This is a genomic window from Brevundimonas sp. (assembly GCF_013823285.1).
GTDB lineage: Bacteria > Pseudomonadota > Alphaproteobacteria > Caulobacterales > Caulobacteraceae > Brevundimonas.
The window spans coordinates 11,877-29,855 of record NZ_PNLV01000024.1 but is presented as its reverse complement, the minus strand read 5'-3'; the positions used below and the strand labels follow the sequence as shown (position 1 = coordinate 29,855).

At 67.3% G+C, this 17,979-nt stretch carries 21 protein-coding genes; 13 read left to right on the top strand and 8 right to left on the bottom strand.

Going from position 1 to position 17,979, the window contains the following annotated elements; genetic code table 11:
- From C0461_RS05525 to C0461_RS05515, 3 genes are all read left to right on the top strand, one after another.
- Nucleotides 1–180, top strand: a 180-nt coding sequence (locus C0461_RS05525) for a hypothetical protein (RefSeq protein ID WP_292104676.1), incomplete at its 5' end; no start/stop codon positions are given.
- Between the two features lie 97 nt (nt 181–277).
- Nucleotides 278–4,480, top strand: coding sequence for a DNA-directed RNA polymerase subunit beta' (rpoC, locus tag C0461_RS05520; protein ID WP_292104675.1), 4,203 nt, complete (start codon nt 278–280; stop codon nt 4,478–4,480).
- Nucleotides 4,481–4,587: 107 nt separating this feature from the next.
- Nucleotides 4,588–4,938 (top strand): hypothetical protein, encoded by a 351-nt coding sequence (locus C0461_RS05515; RefSeq protein WP_292104673.1) that lies wholly within the window; start codon nt 4,588–4,590, stop codon nt 4,936–4,938.
- Nucleotides 4,939–5,106: 168 nt separating this feature from the next.
- Here C0461_RS05515 and pgsA read toward each other — a convergent pair whose 3' ends face one another.
- From pgsA to C0461_RS05485, 6 genes are read right to left on the bottom strand one after another with little or no spacing between them, the layout of a single operon-like run.
- Entirely contained in the window at nt 5,107–5,724 is a 618-nt protein-coding gene (pgsA, locus tag C0461_RS05510) for a CDP-diacylglycerol--glycerol-3-phosphate 3-phosphatidyltransferase (protein WP_292104672.1), read from the bottom strand.
- Between the two features lie 20 nt (nt 5,725–5,744).
- Nucleotides 5,745–6,578, bottom strand: a complete 834-nt coding sequence (locus C0461_RS05505; protein ID WP_292104670.1) for a glycosyltransferase family 2 protein — start codon at nt 6,576–6,578, stop codon at nt 5,745–5,747.
- Nucleotides 6,575–7,207 (bottom strand): carbonic anhydrase, encoded by a 633-nt coding sequence (locus C0461_RS05500; RefSeq protein ID WP_292104667.1) that lies wholly within the window; start codon nt 7,205–7,207, stop codon nt 6,575–6,577. The genes C0461_RS05505 and C0461_RS05500 overlap by 4 nt, the downstream gene beginning before the upstream one ends.
- Nucleotides 7,208–7,217: 10 nt before the next feature.
- Complete coding sequence (uvrC, locus tag C0461_RS05495; RefSeq protein WP_292104665.1) at nt 7,218–9,098, bottom strand: excinuclease ABC subunit UvrC; 1,881 nt, start codon at nt 9,096–9,098, stop codon at nt 7,218–7,220.
- A 40-nt stretch (nt 9,099–9,138) separates the two neighbouring features.
- Nucleotides 9,139–9,585 carry a DMT family transporter gene (locus tag C0461_RS05490; RefSeq protein WP_292104662.1) on the bottom strand — a complete coding sequence of 149 codons (447 nt, stop codon included), beginning with the start codon at nt 9,583–9,585 and terminating at the stop codon, nt 9,139–9,141.
- Between the two features lie 10 nt (nt 9,586–9,595).
- On the bottom strand, nt 9,596–10,105 hold the full coding sequence (locus C0461_RS05485) for an NUDIX domain-containing protein (RefSeq protein ID WP_292104660.1): 510 nt from the start codon (nt 10,103–10,105) through the stop codon (nt 9,596–9,598).
- Here C0461_RS05485 and C0461_RS05480 point away from each other — a divergent pair.
- From C0461_RS05480 to C0461_RS05460, 5 genes are all read left to right on the top strand, one after another.
- A complete protein-coding gene (locus C0461_RS05480; RefSeq protein WP_292104657.1) occupies nt 10,097–10,231 on the top strand; it encodes a hypothetical protein in 135 nt (44 codons plus the stop codon). The two genes, C0461_RS05485 and C0461_RS05480, sit on opposite strands and share 9 nt — an antisense overlap.
- Nucleotides 10,224–10,982, top strand: a complete 759-nt coding sequence (locus C0461_RS05475; protein WP_292104655.1) for an SDR family oxidoreductase — start codon at nt 10,224–10,226, stop codon at nt 10,980–10,982. The genes C0461_RS05480 and C0461_RS05475 overlap by 8 nt, the downstream gene beginning before the upstream one ends.
- A gap of 11 nt (nt 10,983–10,993) precedes the next feature.
- Nucleotides 10,994–11,383: a dihydroneopterin aldolase gene (gene folB / locus C0461_RS05470; RefSeq protein WP_292104678.1), complete on the top strand. Its 390-nt coding sequence runs from the start codon at nt 10,994–10,996 to the stop codon at nt 11,381–11,383.
- Between the two features lie 90 nt (nt 11,384–11,473).
- Entirely contained in the window at nt 11,474–12,085 is a 612-nt protein-coding gene (locus C0461_RS05465; protein WP_292104653.1) for a hypothetical protein, read from the top strand.
- A gap of 10 nt (nt 12,086–12,095) precedes the next feature.
- Nucleotides 12,096–12,488 (top strand): hypothetical protein, encoded by a 393-nt coding sequence (locus tag C0461_RS05460; protein ID WP_292104651.1) that lies wholly within the window; start codon nt 12,096–12,098, stop codon nt 12,486–12,488.
- Between the two features lie 2 nt (nt 12,489–12,490).
- Here the strand turns inward: C0461_RS05460 and C0461_RS05455 are convergent, their stop codons facing one another.
- Nucleotides 12,491–13,096, bottom strand: a complete 606-nt coding sequence (locus tag C0461_RS05455) for a DUF3617 family protein (RefSeq protein WP_292104649.1) — start codon at nt 13,094–13,096, stop codon at nt 12,491–12,493.
- Nucleotides 13,097–13,189: 93 nt separating this feature from the next.
- Here C0461_RS05455 and C0461_RS05450 point away from each other — a divergent pair, with 93 nt between their 5' ends.
- The gene (locus C0461_RS05450; protein WP_292104647.1) at nt 13,190–13,483 is read left to right on the top strand and encodes a GNAT family N-acetyltransferase; all 294 of its coding nucleotides are present in this window, start codon (nt 13,190–13,192) and stop codon (nt 13,481–13,483) included.
- A 53-nt stretch (nt 13,484–13,536) separates the two neighbouring features.
- Nucleotides 13,537–14,184 (top strand): DUF4126 domain-containing protein, encoded by a 648-nt coding sequence (locus C0461_RS05445; protein WP_292104646.1) that lies wholly within the window; start codon nt 13,537–13,539, stop codon nt 14,182–14,184.
- On the opposite strand, the gene C0461_RS05440 is transcribed toward C0461_RS05445, so the two are convergent.
- On the bottom strand, nt 14,172–14,876 hold the full coding sequence (locus tag C0461_RS05440) for a hypothetical protein (protein ID WP_292104645.1): 705 nt from the start codon (nt 14,874–14,876) through the stop codon (nt 14,172–14,174). The genes C0461_RS05445 and C0461_RS05440 overlap by 13 nt on opposite strands.
- Nucleotides 14,877–14,987: 111 nt before the next feature.
- Between C0461_RS05440 and C0461_RS05435 the strand changes: the two genes are divergently transcribed.
- Genes C0461_RS05435 through C0461_RS05425 form a run of 3 tightly spaced genes read left to right on the top strand, consistent with a single transcriptional unit; the run spans nt 14,988 to nt 17,976 of the window.
- Nucleotides 14,988–16,514, top strand: coding sequence for a sensor histidine kinase (locus tag C0461_RS05435; RefSeq protein ID WP_292104642.1), 1,527 nt, complete (start codon nt 14,988–14,990; stop codon nt 16,512–16,514).
- Nucleotides 16,511–16,933 carry a response regulator gene (locus tag C0461_RS05430; protein WP_292104640.1) on the top strand — a complete coding sequence of 141 codons (423 nt, stop codon included), beginning with the start codon at nt 16,511–16,513 and terminating at the stop codon, nt 16,931–16,933. The genes C0461_RS05435 and C0461_RS05430 overlap by 4 nt, the downstream gene beginning before the upstream one ends.
- Nucleotides 16,933–17,976 carry a histidine kinase dimerization/phosphoacceptor domain -containing protein gene (locus C0461_RS05425; RefSeq protein WP_292104638.1) on the top strand — a complete coding sequence of 348 codons (1,044 nt, stop codon included), beginning with the start codon at nt 16,933–16,935 and terminating at the stop codon, nt 17,974–17,976. Before C0461_RS05430 ends, C0461_RS05425 begins: the two co-directional genes overlap by 1 nt.
- The last annotated feature ends 3 nt before the right edge of the window (nt 17,977–17,979 follow it).

The following is a 17,979-nucleotide window of genomic DNA, read 5'->3' as shown; positions in this document are numbered from 1 at the left end:
GCCTACACCCTGCAGGAGATGCTGACGGTGAAGTCCGACGACGTGGCCGGCCGCACCAAGGTCTACGAGGCCATCGTCCGCGGCGACGACAGCTTCGAGGCGGGCATTCCCGAGAGCTTCAACGTGCTCGTCAAGGAAATGCGCTCGCTGGGTCTGAACGTGGAGCTGGAGAACGGCTGATCGACCGATGATCCCTCCTCGCGCAAGCGGGGAGGGACGGTCTCTCGCTCTTCTCCCTCAATGAATTTTGGCGGGTAGCCCCGCAGAAGGAATCAAGATGAACCAGGAAGTCCTGAACATCTTCAACCCGGTCCCGGTCACCCCGACCTTCGACCAGATCAAGATCGCCCTGGCTTCGCCGGAGAAGATCAAGTCCTGGTCGTTCGGCGAGATCAAGAAGCCGGAAACGATCAACTATCGTACGTTCAAGCCCGAGCGTGACGGCCTGTTCTGCGCCCGCATCTTCGGTCCGACCAAGGACTACGAGTGCCTGTGCGGCAAGTACAAGCGCATGAAGTACAAGGGCATCATCTGCGAGAAGTGCGGCGTGGAGGTCACCCTGGCCCGCGTCCGTCGCGAGCGCATGGGCCACATCGAACTGGCCGCCCCGGTCGCCCACATCTGGTTCCTGAAGTCCCTGCCGTCGCGCATCTCCCTGATGCTGGACATGGCGCTGAAGGACGTGGAGCGGGTTCTCTATTTCGAGAACTACATCGTCACCGAGCCGGGCCTCACGCCCCTCAAGCAGAACCAGCTTCTGACCGAGGACGAGTACTACCAGTTCCAGGAAGAGTACGGCGATGACGGCTTCACCGCCGAGATCGGCGCTGAGGCCGTGCGCGGCCTGCTCATGGGCATCGACCTGCACGCCGAGGCCGAGAAGCATCGCGCCGAACTGGCCGACAGCCCCTCGGAGCTGAAGGCCAAGAAGGCCTCCAAGCGCCTCAAGATCATGGAAGCCTTCATCGAGTCCGGCAACAAGCCGGAGTGGATGATCCTGACCATCGTGCCGGTCATTCCGCCCGAGCTGCGCCCGCTGGTGCCGCTGGACGGCGGCCGCTTCGCCACCTCCGACCTGAACGACCTGTATCGCCGGGTCATCAACCGGAACAACCGCCTGAAGCGCCTGATGGAGCTTCGCGCGCCGGACATCATCATCCGCAATGAAAAGCGGATGCTGCAGGAATCCGTGGATGCCCTGTTCGACAACGGCCGCCGCGGCCGGGTCATCACCGGCGCCAACAAGCGGCCCCTGAAGTCGCTGGCCGACATGCTGAAGGGCAAGCAGGGCCGCTTCCGTCAGAACCTGCTGGGCAAGCGCGTGGACTACTCGGGCCGTTCGGTCATCGTGGTGGGTCCCGAGCTCAAGCTGCACGAGTGCGGCCTGCCCAAGAAGATGGCGCTGGAGCTGTTCAAGCCGTTCATCTACGCGCGTCTGGACGCCAAGGGCCTGTCGGGCACCGTCAAGCAGTCCAAGCGCATGGTCGAGCGCGAGCAACCCCAGGTCTGGGACATCCTCGACGAGGTGATCCGCGAACACCCGGTTCTGCTGAACCGCGCGCCGACGCTTCACCGTCTGGGCATCCAGGCGTTCGAGCCCAAGCTGATCGAGGGCAAGGCCATCCAGCTTCACCCGCTGGTCTGCGCCGCCTTCAACGCCGACTTCGACGGCGACCAGATGGCCGTTCACGTCCCGCTGAGCCTCGAGGCCCAGCTGGAAGCGCGCGTGCTGATGATGTCGACCAACAACATCCTGTCGCCCGCCAACGGCAAGCCGATCATCGTGCCGTCGCAGGACATCGTCCTGGGCCTGTACTACCTGTCGCTGGTCAAGGACGGCGAGCCGGGCGAGAACAAGCTGTTCGCCAACATCGGCGAGATCGACGCCGCGCTCGACGCCGGCGTGGTGACCCTGCACACGAAGATCAAGGCCCGCTGGACCGAGCAGGACGCCGAAGGCAATGAGCTGACCCGGGTCATCGACACCACCCCCGGCCGCATGAAGCTGGGCGCCCTCCTGCCGCGCAACCCCAACGTGGGCTACCGCCTTCTGGAGAAGAACCTCACCAAGAAGGAGATCGGCAATCTGATCGACGTGGTCTATCGCCACTGCGGTCAGAAGGCGACGGTGATCTTCGCCGACCGTATGATGCAGCTGGGCTTCCGCGAGGCGGCCAAGGCGGGCATCTCGTTCGGCAAGGACGACATCGTGATCCCGGCCAAGAAGACCGAGATCGTTGAGGCCACCCGCGCCCAGGTCGAGGAGTACGAGCAACAGTACGCCGACGGCCTGATCACCAAGGGCGAGAAGTACAACAAGGTCGTTGACGCCTGGGCCAAGGCCACCGACCGCATCGCCGACGAGATGATGGGCGAGATCGCCCTGCCGGTTCAGCTGGGCGACGGCCGGACCGCCGAGATCAACTCGGTCTACATGATGGCCAACTCCGGCGCCCGTGGCTCCCAGGCGCAGATGAAGCAGCTGGGCGGCATGCGCGGCCTGATGGCCAAGCCGTCCGGCGAGATCATCGAGACCCCCATCGTCTCGAACTTCAAGGAAGGCCTGACCGTGCTGGAGTACTTCAACTCCACCCACGGCGCCCGTAAGGGTCTGGCCGACACCGCCCTGAAGACCGCCAACTCGGGTTACCTGACCCGTCGTCTGGTGGACGTGGCGCAGGACTCCATCGTCACCGAGGAAGACTGCGGCTCCACGCGCGGCATCACCCTGCGCGCGGTGGTCGAGGGCGGCGACGTTCTGGTCTCCCTGGGCCAGCGTGTCCTGGGCCGTTACGCGGCCGAGGACATCAAGGAGCCGGGCACGGACACCGTCCTGTTCCCCGCCGACACCTATCTGGTCGAGGAGGTCATCGAAGAGATCGAGGCCGCCGGCGTCCAGTCGGTCAAGGTCCGCTCGGCCCTGACCTGCGAGGCCGAGGCCGGCATCTGCGGCATGTGCTACGGCCGTGACCTGGCGCGCGGCACCAATGTCAACATCGGCGAGGCGGTCGGGGTCATCGCGGCCCAGTCCATCGGCGAGCCGGGCACCCAGCTGACCATGCGGACCTTCCACATCGGCGGCACCGCCCAGGTGGCCGAAACCTCGTTCGTGGAGGCGACCAACGCCGGCTCCATCAAGATCGTCGGCCCGACCGTCAAGGCGGCGCACGGGGATCTGGTGGCCATGAGCCGCAACGTCGTCATCACCGTGATGGTCGACGGCAAGGATCGCGAGAGCCACAAGGTGCCCTACGGCGCCCGCCTGCGGGTCAAGGACGGCGTCGAGATCAAGCGCGGCGAGCGCATGGCCGAATGGGATCCCTACACCACCCCGATCATCACCGAGGTGGGCGGCGCCGTGCGCTTCGAGGATCTGGCCGACGGCCTGTCGGTCAAGGAAGAGACGGACGAGGCCACCGGCATCACCCAGCGCGTGGTCTCCGACTGGCGCGCCAGCCCCCGCGGCTCGGACCTGCGTCCGGCCCTGGGCGTCATCAAGGGTGAATCCTACGCCAAGCTGGCCTCGGGCTCCGACGCCCGGTACCTGCTGCCCGTGGGCGCCATCCTGTCGGTCAACAACGGCGACGAGGTCAAGCCGGGCGAGATCATCGCCCGTATCCCGACCGAAGGCGCCAAGACCCGGGACATCACCGGCGGTCTGCCGCGGGTGGCCGAGCTGTTCGAGGCCCGTCGTCCCAAGGACTGCGCGGTCATCGCCGAGATGGACGGCCGCGTCGAATTCGGTCGCGACTACAAGAACAAGCGCCGCATCAAGATTACGCCCGAACCCAACGCTGACGGCGAGCAGGGCGAGCCGGTCGAGTTCCTGATCCCCAAGGGCAAGCACATCTCCGTCCACGACGGCGATCTGATCCAGAAGGGCGATTACATCATCGACGGCAACCCGGATCCGCACGATCTGCTGCGCATCCAGGGCGTCGAGGCCCTGGCCGAGTATCTGGTGAACGAAGTGCAGGAGGTCTATCGACTGCAGGGCGTGCCGATCAACGACAAGCACATCGAGGTGATCGTTCGCCAGATGCTGCAGAAGGTCGAAATCCTCGATCCGGGCGAAACTGGCCTGATCAAGGGCGATCACATGGACCGTCCCGAGTTCGACATCGAGCAGGCGAAGACCCTGAAGCGCAAGGCCCGTCCGGCGACCACCCAGCCGGTTCTGCTGGGCATCACCAAGGCCTCGCTGCAGACCAAGAGCTTCATCTCGGCCGCCTCCTTCCAGGAGACGACCCGCGTGCTGACCGACGCCTCGGTCAACGGCAAGGTCGACACCCTGGAAGGCCTGAAGGAGAACGTGATCGTGGGCCGCCTGATCCCGGCGGGCACGGGCGCCTATCTGCGGTCGCTGCAGAAGATCGCCAACGAGCGCGACGCGGTCCTCACGCAACAGCGCGAGGACGCCGTCGAGCCGCTGCCGGCCGATCTGGCTCTGGAGCTGGAAGGCGAGAAGACCGAAGGCTGACAAGCCTGAGGCCTCAAACGATCAGGGCGGCGCCGAAAGGCGCCGCCCTTTTCTTTTTGCGGGCGCACGTCCCCGATTGACGCAGCCGCGCCCTAGGTTCGTCGGTCATGAGCGAGATCGGAGCGACAGACGACGAGGCCGCGCCGGACCTGGGCTGGATGATCGCCCGGGCCTGGCGTCTGGCCGCGCGCGCCATCCGCACCGGGCGCGCGGGCGAGGCCATGCGCTGGTTGTCCGTCCATGCCCGGCTGACGGCCATGGCCGAAGCCGACGAAACCCCTGACCCCGGCACGGCTCCGGCTGTCACGGCCAAAGCCGACCCGGCAACTCCGGCCGCCCGGCGGACCGGACCGGGTCGTTCCGCCGCCGCGCCCGAATTGCACCAATTGCACCAATTGCACCGTGCAATCCCCCGGAGTCCGGCTCAGACGCCGACAACCGGACCCGATCCGCCCTGACGCCCGCGAATCAGCCCCGTCCGGACCTCAATTCGTCGGGTTCGGGACGTCTTCCGGATGACGTTCACAACCGTGCAGGCCCTGTCAGCCCCTCCCACGCCCGAGGGGGGCGGTCGGCTCGCCTGAAGGCTGTGATGCGCTCAGGGCCGCGTCACGGCCGGCGGGCGGTCAGGCCATCTGCTCGCGCGCCTTGGTGAAATACTGCCAGCCGGTCCAGACGGTGACGATGGCGGCGATCCACAGCATCACATCGGCGAAGGTCTGGAAATTGGGCAGCAGCTGCAGATCCCAGCCGAACACGCCCCAGTTCAGGGCCAGCAACTGCAGGCCCAGCGAGAACAGCTGCAGCGTCGTCTTCCACTTGGCCAGGGTCGTGACCGGCAGCTTGACCTCGCCCGCCAGGGTCTCGCGCAGGGCCGAGACGGCGAACTCCCGGAACAGGATCAGGCCGCAGGGAATGGCGATCTGGGTCAGGGAGCCCGATGTCAGCAGCCCCAGGATGGCGCCGGTCACCAGGATCTTGTCGGCGATGGGGTCCAGAATGGCGCCCCAGCGGCTCTCCACCTTCCAGCGCCGCGCCAGAAACCCGTCGACCCAGTCGGTGGAGGCGGCGATCACGAAGATGAAGAAGGCGGCGCGGTACAGGGCGAACTGGTCGTCCGGGCTCAGATAGGCCGACAGGATCGGCGTCGCCGTGGCTCCCGCAAGGATCAGGAACATGACCACCCCCGCCGCCAGCCGGGCGCCGGTCAGGATGTTCGGAATGTTGCGCAGGGGGGAGGTCATGGGGCTTCTCTGGAGCATGGTCAGGGTTCCTGAACGCGCGAGACGACGTCCGGGTCGCGATCCGTGGAAGGATGGCGCTTCATCGCTTCACCCTCCCAGGTCTTGGCCTCGGTCAGAAAGGCGTAGATGGCCGCCTGCATGGCGAAGATGACCCCCGCCCAGCCCGCACGATACAGCTTTCGCCCGTACATCACGCGCAGGAAATAGACCGGCGGGTTCAGCAGCATGCGCCAGGGCGTGAAGCGCTTTTTTCCCGCCGCCCGCATGCCGGCCTTTAGGGTGGCGTAGCCCTCTTCCTTGACCACCACCTCGCCGACGGTCAGCGGGCGATAGTGCAGCAGGGCGCCTTTTTCCGCCACGCGCACGGTCCCGTCCGGGATCAGGCCTTCGTGCACGGTCTTCTTCATGTCGAACACCGCCTTGCCCCGCCGGAACAGCCGCAGATTGGCCCCGTCGCCGACGCCCCTGGGCGTATAGCCGTAGCCGATCAGCCAGGGTCGTCGCCGCAGCCGCCAGCCCACCACATCGTCCGGGGCCGCCACAAGGCCGCGCAGGGCGGCGCGCAGGTCCTCGTCCAGCCGCTCGTCCGCATCGATGCTGAGCAGCCAGGGTTGCGTCGCCTGCTCAAGGGCGAACTGCTTCTGGCGCGCGAAGCCCAGCCAGTCCTGATGCATGAAGCGGATTGGAAAGCCTTCCGCCGCCAACCGCGCCAACACCTCGGGCGTGGCGTCGGTGGAGCCGGAGTCCACGATGACGATCTCGGCGCACTGGTCCAGCGACCGGATGCACGCCTCGATGGTCCCGGCCTCGTTCAGGCAGATGATGAAGGCCGAAAGGGGAAGGCGCTCGCTCAAGCTTCAGGTTCCAGGGCGTCGAACACCCCGTTGGCCTGCATGCGCCAAAGCACGCCGTTGGCGATGCCGAAATGCAGGCCGACCAGTTCGAGGTCGCCCGAGGCCTCCCGCTCGGCGATCCACGGGAAGGTGCGCAGATTGTCGATGGACAGCCGCACCACGGCGTGTTCGCCCACGGTCTGACGGCGATCTTCCTCGACCCCCTCGATGGCCGTCTTCACCACCGGCTCGGCCTGGGCCACCCAGGGGCGGACAAAGTCCTCGCACCCCTCGGGCGCGCCGTTGATCATGGCCCAGACCCCGCCGCACAGGGCATGACCCATGACGACGATGCGCTTCACCTTGAGCACCCGCACGCCGAATTCCAGCGCGGCGGAAACCCCGTGCAGCTTGCCGTCGGGTCCGTAGGGCGGAACGATGTTGGCCACGTTGCGCACCACGAACAGCTCGCCCGGTGCGGTGTCGAAGATCGAGGCCGGGTCGGCCCGGCTGTCGGAACAGGCCACCACCAGCGTTTGCGGGGTCTGGCCCTGGGCGGCCAGCTCCTCGAAGCGGGCCCGCTTTTCAGGCCAGGTGTTGTCGCGGAAGCGGCGATAGCCGGAAAGAAGAGGATCGGATTCGTCAGTCATGACGCCACTTCTAGGCCTTTCGGAAGTTGGCGTGAATACGCTCCGCGAGGGCCCGGCTGATGCCGTCCACCTTTTCAAGATCGGCTGCCGAGGCCCGCGACACGCCCCGCGCCGAGCCGAAGGCGTGCAGCAGCGCCTTCTTGCGCCCCGGCCCCACGCCCTCGATCTCGTCCAGCGGATTGCGCTTGATGTCCATGGACCGGCGCTTGGCGTGGGCCCCGTTGGCGAAGCGGTGGGCCTCGTCGCGCAGCCTTTGCAGATAGTAGAGGGCAGGGGATTTCAGCGGCAGCATGAAGGGCGCCTTGCCGGGCATGAAGAACTTCTCCATGCCCGCGTCCCGGTCCGGCCCCTTGGCCACGCCCACTACGGGAATGTCGTCGACGCCCAGATCCGCCAGCACCGCCATGACCTCGGCCAGCTGCCCCGCCCCGCCGTCGATCAGGAGCAGATCGGGCCGCTCCACCGGCTCGCCCGCTTCCTCCTCCTTCACCAGCCGGCCGAAGCGGCGACGCATCACCTCGCGCATCATGCCGTAGTCGTCGCCGGGGCTCAGCTCCTCGTCGCGGATGTTGAACTTGCGGTACTGGTTCTTCCGGAAGCCCTCGGACCCGGCCACGATCATGCCGCCCACGGCGTTCGAGCCCTGGATGTGGGCGTTGTCATAGACCTCGATCCGCTCGGGCCGGGCGTCCAGCCCGAACGCCTCGCAGACTTCGTCCAGGATCTTGGTCTGGGCCGAGTTCTCGGCCAGCTTGCGGCCCAGCGCCTCGCGGGCGTTGGTCAGGGCGTGGCGGACCAGATCGGCCTTCTCGCCCCGGCGTGGGACGGCGATCTCGACCCGGCGCTCCGCCTTCATGGAGAAGGCCTCGGCCAGCAGCTCGATCTCGTGCGGCGACACATTGGTCAGGATCAGGCGCGGAACCGGCTTGTCCTCATAGAACTGGCCGAGGAATGCGCCGAGGATTTCCGGGTCGCTGTCGCTGCGGTCGATGCGCGGGAAATAGGCCCGCCCGCCCCAGTTCTGGCCCGCGCGGAAGAAGAAGGCCTGGATGCACGCCTGACCGCCGTCCGAGAACAGGGCGAAGACGTCGGCTTCCTCCACCGTTTCGGCGTTGATGGACTGCTCCATGGTGATGGCCGACAGCGCCCGGATGCGGTCCCGCACCCGCGCCGCGCGCTCGAAGTCCAGATCGTCCGAGGCCGCCTGCATCTCTCTGGACAGCCGACCGACCACCTCCCGTGACTTGCCACGCAGGAACTGCTCGGCCGAGGCGACCAGCTCGCCATAGTCCTCCAGGCTGATCAGGCCGGTGCACGGCGCCGAGCAGCGCTTGATCTGGTGCAGCATGCAGGGGCGGGTGCGGCTCTCGTAGACGCTGTCGGAACAGGATCGGAGAAGAAACGCCTTCTGCAGGGTGTTCAGGGTCCGGTTCACCGCCCAGGTGGAGGCGAACGGCCCGAAATAGTCGCCGGGGATGGTGTGCGCGCCCCGGTGCTTCCGGACCTGCGGCGCGCGGTGGTCGCGGCGGATCATCAGCTCGGCGAACGACTTGTCGTCCCGCAGCACCACATTGAAGCGCGGCTTCAGCTTCTTGATGAAGTTGGATTCCAGCAGCAGGGCCTCGGTCTCCGAGGCTGTGACCACCATCTCCATGGACCGGGTCAGGGACACCATCAGGGCGATGCGCTGGGTGTGGAACCGCCCCTGCGCATACTGCATGACGCGCTTCTTCAGGGACCGCGCCTTGCCCACGTACAGGCACGTCCCGTCCTCGCCATACATGCGATAGACGCCCGGCTTGTCCGGCGCGCGTCGCGCCTCGTCGCGGATGAGCTCGGCTGCGGCCAGCGAGGGTTCCGGGGGCGTGTCGATGGGCGGGGATTCGGTCACGGGGCCAATATAGGCGCCCCGCGCGTCGCGGCGAAGCGGCTCAGCCCTTTCTGACCAGCAGAACCCCGCCGACCAGCATGGCCACCCCCGCCAGACGGGTCAGGGTGATGGGCTGCTTCGGCACGCCCATGAAGCCGAAATGGTCAAGGATCAGGCTCAGCATCATCTGCCCCGCCACCATCAGCACGATGGTGGTCGCCACGCCCAGCCGCGGCACCGCATAGGCCGAGGCGACCACGAACACCGCGCCGTACAGCCCGCCCAGCCAGGCCGCCGGGGGCAGGGCGCGGGTGGCGGCCATGTCCGGCTTGGTCTGCAGCACCGCCGCCAGCGCCAAAAGGGCCACGGTCCCGATGGCGAACGAGATCAGGGCCGCGTTCACCGGCGAGGCGACCGCGGCCGACAGCCGGGCGTTGGTGGGCCCCTGCAGGGCGGTCAGGGCGCCGCCGACGATGACGGCCAGAATGGCGATGACGGTGGGGTTCATGGCCGGGCTCCTACCACAGCGGATCGGGCGGAGCGCCCCTGAAGATTTCATCCAGCCGCCGCTGCGTCGCCGCCGTCACGCCGCCAGGCAGGGCGTCAGGCGCGAACCATTCGGCGTCCGAGATTTCCCCCTGGGAGGTCCGGTCCTCCACCTCGAAGGCGTCCACCGCGAACACCAGCACATGGTCGTTGGGAAAGAACCGGTGGTTGGAGTGCACCGACAGCAGGCGCGGCGGCCCCGAGGCGATCAGGCCGGTCTCCTCGCGCAGCTCCCGCACCGCCGCGTCCTGAACCGTCTCGCCCCGGTCCACCCCGCCGCCGGGCAGCCACCAGCCCTCCAGATAGGTGTGCCGCACCAGCATGATCCGCCCCGCCCGGTCCCGCGCCACCACCCGCACGCCCAGCGTCATGCCGCGCGTCAGGCGCGACACCACGAAGAACAGCGGCCGGGTGAATGGTTCGATATGGCGGCGCCAGGTGGTCATGGTCGCCTCATAGGCCATCGGCGGCGCTTGAACCATCGCCCGCCGCCCTATATGCGGTGCGCACGTTTTCAGGAGCTTTCCATGGTCGTCGTCGCCGCCATTCTGGGTCTCGCCATCGTCCTCGCCGCGCTCAACTGGTTCGAGTTCGGCCGGATTGACTGACACCGGCGCCTCGCGCGGCGCGGCGCTGGTCACCGGCGCTGCGCGCCGCATCGGCCGGGCCATCGCCCTTGAACTGGCGCGGGCCGGATTCGACGTCGCGGTTCACCACAACAACTCCGAGGCCGACGCCGCCGACACGGTGCGCGAGATCGAGTCGCTGGGCCGTCGTGCGGTCGCGCTTCAGGCCGATCTGACAGACGAGACCACTGCGCGCCGCCTGATCCCTGATGCTGTCGCGGCGCTCGGGTCCCTGACCGTGCTGGTCAACAACGCCTCGGTGTTCGAGGACGACCGGGTGGGCGGGCTGAGCCGCGACAGCTGGGACCGGCACATCGAAACCAATCTGCGGGCGCCCATCGTGCTGGCGGAGGAATTCGCCGCCCGGGCGCCGGACGGTTCCAGCATCGTCAACCTGCTGGACCAGCGGGTGCGAAAGCCCGATCCGCGCTTCTTCTCCTACAGCCTGTCGCGCGCCGGCCTCTGGTGGGCGACCCGCACCCTGGCCCAGGCCCTGGCGCCGCGCATTCGCGTCAATGGGGTCGGTCCCGGTCCGACCCTGCCGTCCATCCACCAGACGCCCGAAGAATTCGCGGACGAGGCGGCCAACACCCTGCTTCAGCGCCCCGGCGATCCGGTCCAGGTGGCGCGGGCGGTGCTCTATCTCGTTGACGCGCCCTTGGTCACGGGCCAGATGATCGCCGTGGACGGCGGCCAGCACCTGGCGTGGCTGACCCCCGACATCGTGGAGTAGGCGTCTTGTCCCTGGCCCCCGGCCCCTTGCCCTTCCAGGCGCCCGAACCGCATCGCGAGACCCTGACCGTGTTCGTGCGCGGACTGGAGGTCCAGGCGGGCATCGGCGTGCATGATCATGAACAGGGCCGCCTGCAGACCCTGGTGATCGATGTGTCGCTGGAACTGGGCGCCGGCGACGTGGATGGTCTGTCAGACACGGTGAACTATGAAACCGTGGCCGAGGCCGCCCGCGCCATCGTCGCCGCGGGCCATGTGGGGCTGGTGGAGACCTTCGCGGACCGGCTGGCCCTGGCGTGTCTTGATGATCCGCGGGTGCGGGCCGCGCGCGTGCGGGTGGAGAAGCCGGGCGCCCTGGCCGGGACCATCGCGCCGGGATGCGAAGTGGTCTGGCGGCGTTAGGCCCGGCCGAACCGGCTTCAAGCCGGTTGTCATGGGCGGCCGACGCCGCCATTGTCTGGACAAGCGCGCACAAGCGCATCGAGGAGCACCATGGCCGAACCGGGCGAGCCCAGGACCCCCGAGGACGATTTCGACGATCAGATCGGCTTCTGTTCGCCCCGGTCCGTTGAGGGGCAGTCGGTGGAGCGCGGGCCGGAGCCTGCTCCCGAGCCTGTCGCACGTCCCCCGCTGGACGCGGATCCGGCGCCGCCGGCGCAGGGGTCCCGGATGAAGGACGTTATGGCCGAACCCGAACCGCCCGAGCCTGAGCCCGAGCCCGCGCCGGCGTTCGTGTCGCGCGCCGAGCGCCGCCGGGCGCTGGACGAGGAGCCGAAGGACCGGCTGACCTGGGCCCTGACCATCTACGCCCTGATCCTCTTCGCGGTGCCCACCCTCGGCTTTTCGGCCATTCTGGGCCTGCTGGCGGTGACGGGGCGCACGGTGAACGCCTCGCCCTTCCTGCTCAGCCACTATGTCTATCAGCAGCGCACCCTGTGGACCGCCGCCATCGCCGCCCTGGTGGGGCTGATCCTGATCGTGGTGAACCTGGGCATCTTCGTCCTGTTCCTGCTGGCGGTGTGGACCATCGCCCGCGGCGCGGCGGGCATCTGGCGCCTGAAGAACGCCCGGCCCATATCCAATCCCCGGACATGGTTTTTCTAGGAGACATCTGATGGCCGACGCCGCCCCCGAGCCTCGCTACGCATCCGGCGATCCGGAAGAGGGCCGCGCGGCCGCCGGCGTGGTCTGGCTGCTGTATCTGCTGGCCATCCCCAGCGCCAATCTGCTGGCTCTGGTCGGCGTTGTGGTGGCCTACGCCATGCGCGGGTCATCGACAGGCTGGGTTCGCGCCCACTTCGACGATCAGATCCGCCTGTTCTGGTCGGTCATCGTCTGGTTCATCCTGCTGACCATCGTCATCATCGTTTCAGCCGTGCTGTCGGTGGTGCTGATCGGCATACCCTTCCTCATCGCCGCCGGCCTCGCGATGCTGGTGCTGTTCATCTGGTTCACGGTGAAGAGCGTCCTGGGCCTGATCGGGGTGGTCCAGGGCCGCACGCCGTAAGGCTATGGCGCGCCCGCCCGCCCGGCCATCTCGGCCATCTCCAGCATGTTGAAGCGGATTCCGCCGGGCGCCTCCAGGTCGCCCGGCGCCATGCCCTCGGGACAGGCGCCCTGGTGCTCGCCTTCGACCACCTGGGCCACGGTGCGGTTCATGTGCGGCACGGCCGCGCCGGTGGTGGTGGAGGTCATCTCGGTGCGATAGCCGCTGTTCAGGTTGCCGGTGGTGACGCCCTCGCTGACCACCCGCCCGCCCGAACCCATGTCGCAGACCGAGCGCACGGTCCAGCCTCCGCCGGGACGCGGCGTCACCGTGGATTCCTCGCAGGCGCCGCCCGACATCTGGCTCCCCAGCACGCTCATGCGGTCCTGCACCTCGGCGTCCACGCACATGCGCATGGCCGAGCGCATGCCGTCGGTCTCGCTGGCGACGACCCAGAGCCCGTCACGCAGAACCGGCCGGGCCGGAGGCGCGCCCTCGGCCATTTCGGGCGCGTCGGCGGGCTCGCCGCCGTTCGGCTCAGCCACCACAGGCTCTTCCCGGCCGCAGGCCGACAGCCCCAGAATGGCGCCGAGCACGATGCCCACGCTCACCTTCAACTTCACCCTCATTCCCGCCTCCACACGTGATCGTCAGGTTTCGATCCGGAACACCACGGTTCCGACGCGATTGATCCCATATATCGTGCCTTGAGGAGCCCACCTATGACCGATTTCCGCGACGTCGCCGCCGACAACCGCTTCGAGCAGGGGTTCACGGACGCTGATGGGGAGCTGCGCCGCGTCTGGGCCGACTACGCCAGACAGGGCGACAGGCGGGTTATTCTGCATGTGGAGGCCGAGCCGGAATTGCGCGGCTCAGGGGCGGCGGGGGACTTCATGAAGCGACTGGCGGATCACGCCCGCACCCACAAGCTCAAGCTGATCCCGCGCTGCGCCTACGCCGTCGCCTGGTTTCGCCGCCATCCGGACGCGGCGGACGTGGTAAGCGATCTCTGAGCCTTGACCCCGGCCCGCTCCCGGCGCTCTGCTGAAGGCCGGGAGGACGGGGCATGATCGAACAGGCCATCGACGCGCTCGGCGGCATGACGACAGCGGTTCAGGGATGGGGCGAGCCTTTCGCCATCTGGATCGTGCCGGCCCTGCTGGGGCTGGGCCTCGCCGCCTCGACGGGCCTGCGCACCTTCCTTCCCTTGCTGATGCTGGCGCTCGCGGCGCGTTTCGGCTGGTTTGGAATCCAGCTGAACGAACAGATGCAGTGGCTTCATTCCGATGCGGCGGTCGCCGTGCTGGGCGTGGCCGCTGCGGTCGAGTTCACGGCTGACAAGATCCCTGTTGTCGACAACGCGCTCAGCGGCCTTGGCCTGGTGGTGCGGCCCCTCGCGGCGGCGCTGGCGGCCGGATCGCTCTTTGTGGGCGTCGATCCGCTTCTGGCTGCCGTGGCGGGCATCATCGTCGGCGCGCCCACAGCCCTGGCCTTCAATGCGGCGCAGGGCGGGCTGCGGTTGGCGTCCACCGCCGCCACGGGCGGGCTGGGCAATCCGGTGCTGTCGCTGTTCGAGGACGTGCTGGCCTTCTTCACGGCGCTGCTCGCCCTGCTGGCGCCGGTGCTGGTCCCGGTGTTTCTCGTCGTTCTGGCCCTGATCGTCGGCCGCACTGCGCGTCGGTTGCGGCGGCGACCCGGTCGTCAGTCCGTCTGAACCCAGCCGCCGGCCGAGGCCTCGCGGGCCTGTTCATTGACGGGGCGGGCGATAAGGCCCGACTGGGTGATCCAGACCTCGTACCGGGCGCCGTCGGCCATGGGCATGTAGGCGGCCGAGCCATACAGCGTGTCCACGGCGTCCACATAATCCCGGTAGCGCCGCGACACCTCCCAGACATCCAGGGTCCAGCGCCGCTCGGACGCCACGTCGCCGCCGCGCAGGTCGTGCACACTGCGCACCGCCGTCAGCTCCTGTCGGGTGTCCTGATAACGGCCCGACAGGCGGTCCAGTCGGTATTGCGCGTCCAGACCCAGAATATTGGCCCACGGCTTCCAGCGCAGGACATGGGCCTCGATGCGCCATTCATCGCCGTGAACCGGATAGACCGCCGTCGAGGCCGGGGTCGTGGCCGTTTCAGGCTGGGTCAGGGTCGCCTCGAAGAACTGAGTCTCGATCTGGCTGAGGGTGATGGTGGCGACCGGCCGTTCTTGCACCAGCCGCGCGTAGCTCTGGACGTTCAGGCCCAGAAGGATGGCGGCGACGCCAGCGGCCAGGAACCCGCCGCCGAACAGCACACCGCCGAACGCCCCCAGAAACCGGCCACGAAACAGCGCTCCCAACCCGGAAAGCAGCAACAACGCACCGGCCAGCGCCGCCGCGCCCGGAAGAATCCACCACCACCAGACCATCACACACGCTCCCCCAAAGCTTTGCCATGTTAACCAAGGAAATGGCGCCCGTCACCTTTCCGTGCGGGGGGGAGGGTGGACACCGGGCATGGGGCCGCTAAAGCTGCGGCCATGGCGCCAGATTTCCATGCGACAATTCAGGGCCTTCGGCTGTTCCTGAGAACCCCGACCATCAGCCGGACCATCGTGGGCCTGTTGAGCCTGGCGATCCTGCTGCTGCTGGTGATCAACATCGCCACCTTCGTCATGATGCAGCGCATCTCGGACCATACCCGGGAGTCCGAACGCAGCCAGCAGATGCAGCTGGCCGCACGGGAGTTCATGCTTCTGATGGTGGACGCCGAGACGGGGCAGCGCGGCTTTCTGCTGACCGGCCGCGCAGACTATCTGGCCATTCACGACGCGGCGCAGGCTCAGCTGCCGGCGTCCGGAGACCTGTTGTCGTCGCTGGCGCTCACGCCTGAGGAGACCGAACGGGTCAACGCCCTGCGCGAGCTCAAACGCCAGAGGCTTGAAGTCATGGGTCAGACCATCGTTCTTGCCCGTCAGGGTCGGATCGGCGAGGCGGTCCAGATTCTGCGCGGCGGCGAGGGCAAGGCCCTGATGGACGAGATGCGCGAGCAGGTGGCCGCCATCGACAGGCTCGAAGAGGCGAGGGTCGCGGCGAGCAACCGCGCGGCCCGCCACGCCACCTGGGCGGCCATCGGCGTGAATGTCATTTCAGCCCTTCTCATCATCGCCCTGGCCGTCATCAGTCTGATGCTGATCCGCCGCTACGTGGCCGAGGTTCAGTCCGCCCGCGACAGCCTGGATGCGCTCAACAGGGGGCTGGAGGCCACGGTGGCCGACCGCACCGCCGACCTGACCCGCGCCAACGAGGAGATTCAGCGCTTCGCCTATATCGTCAGCCACGACCTGCGCGCGCCGCTGGTCAACGTGATGGGCTACACCTCGGAGCTGGAGCAGGCGGGCAAGGCCCTGTCCGCTCACATGGAGCGTATACGCTCTGACGATCCCGATCCGATCGAGCAGGATGCGGTTCAGGCCGTGACCGAGGATGTGCCCGAGGCCATCGGCTTCATCCGCGCGTCCACCGCCAAGATGGATCGCCTGATCAACGCCATTCTGAAGCTTTCGCGGGAAGGACGCCGCGCGCTTGTGCCGGAGCCGCTGGACATGAACGCCATGGCCCGGCAGATCGCTGACAGCGTGCGCCACCAGACCGAGGAGGCGGATGCCGAGATCATCGTCCACGATCTGCCGGAGGTGGAAAGCGACCGCCTGTCCATGGAGCAGATCTTCGGCAATCTGATCGACAATGCGGTCAAGTATCTGGACCATGGGCGCCCGGGGCGCATCGAGATTCGCGGGCGAGATGTTCTGGGCGGCTGGGTCGAATACGAGATCACGGACAATGGCCGGGGCATCTCTGACCGGGACCACGAACGCATCTTCGAATTGTTCCGTCGATCCGGCCGTCAGGACCGGACAGGAGAAGGACTGGGCCTGGCCTTCGTGCGCAACAGCGCACGCCGCCTGGGGGGGACAATCGACATTGAGTCAGAGCTCGGAAAAGGCTCGACATTCCGCCTGAAATTTCCGAAACGTCTGATCGCAGGGGCGGGAGAAACAGTATGAGTGCAGCCGTAACCATCGTCATGGTCGAGGACGACCATGGCCACGCCAAGCTGATCGAAAAGAACATTCGGCGCGCCAACATCTCGAACGAGATCAAGCATTTCGCCGATGGATCCTCAGCCCTCGACTATCTGTTCAGCGAAGAGGTGAAGGCCAACGGCCCCATGCTGGTGCTGCTGGACCTCAACCTGCCTGACATGCAGGGCACGGATATTCTGGCGAAGATCAAGGCGGATGAACGCCTGAAGCGCGCGCCTGTGGTGGTTCTGACCACCACCGACGACAAGGTCGAAATCCAGCGCTGCTATGACCTGGGCTGCAACGTCTATATCACCAAGCCGGTGGACTATGAGGCCTTCGCTGGGGCGATCCGCCAGTTGGGTCTGTTCCTGTCGGTAATGCAGGCGCCCGAGATCTGATGAGCGCGGCCGGGAACGGAGTTCGGCTGCTCTACATCGACGACGACCGGGGGCTTTCCCGGCTGGTGGAGAAGGAATTGACCCGACACGGCTATGACGTGACCTGCGCCCTGGACGGGGACGCGGGTCTTGAGCGGTTGCGCGACGGAGCCTTCGACGTCATCGCCCTGGATCACTACATGCCCACGCGGGACGGGCTGGATGTCCTGCCCGACATCCTGGCCGTGCCCGCTGCGCCCCCGGTGGTCTATGTGACGGGCGCCCAGGACGGCCGCATCGCGGTGGCCGCCTTGCGCGCCGGCGCGGCAGACTATGTCATCAAGGACGTCTCCGAGGACTTCACCGCCCTGCTGCGTGCTGCTCTCGAGGACGCCCTGGAGCGCCGCCGGCTCAGCCGCGCCAACGAGGAGGCGCAGGAAGAGGTTCGTCTGGCCCGCGACCGGGCCGAGGCCATGCTGCGCGAGGTGAACCACCGAGTGGGCAACAGTCTGCAGCTGGTCTCCAGTTTCATCTCCTTGCAGTTGCGGCAGATGAAGAAGGACGATGCCGGGCGTCTGGCTCTTCAGGACGCCCAGGTGCGCATCGAGGCCGTGGCCCAGGTCCACCGGCGGCTCTACACCTCGGCCGACATGGCCAGTGTGGCGCTGGACGAATATCTGGAAGGCCTGGTCGACGAACTGGTCCAGTCCCTGTGCCCGGAAGAGGGCGCGCCCTGCATCACCCTGAAAGCCGAGCCCCTGCGTGTGGACACGGACCAGGCCGTGTCGCTTGGCGTGGTGGTGACGGAACTGGTCACCAACGCGGTCAAATACGCCTATCTGCCCGGAAATGGCGGCGACATCCGCGTCCTGCTGGAACGCCAGGACGAAGCCCGCGCCGTCCTGACGGTGGAGGATGACGGTCCGGGCATGGGCGACGGCAAGCCCAAGGGTACGGGCCTCGGGGGCAAGATCATCTCGGCCATGGCCCATGGCCTCAAGTCCAGGCTGGAGATCGATCCGGAACACACCGGGGTGCGGGCGCGTATGGTCTTCGACCTGTAAGGC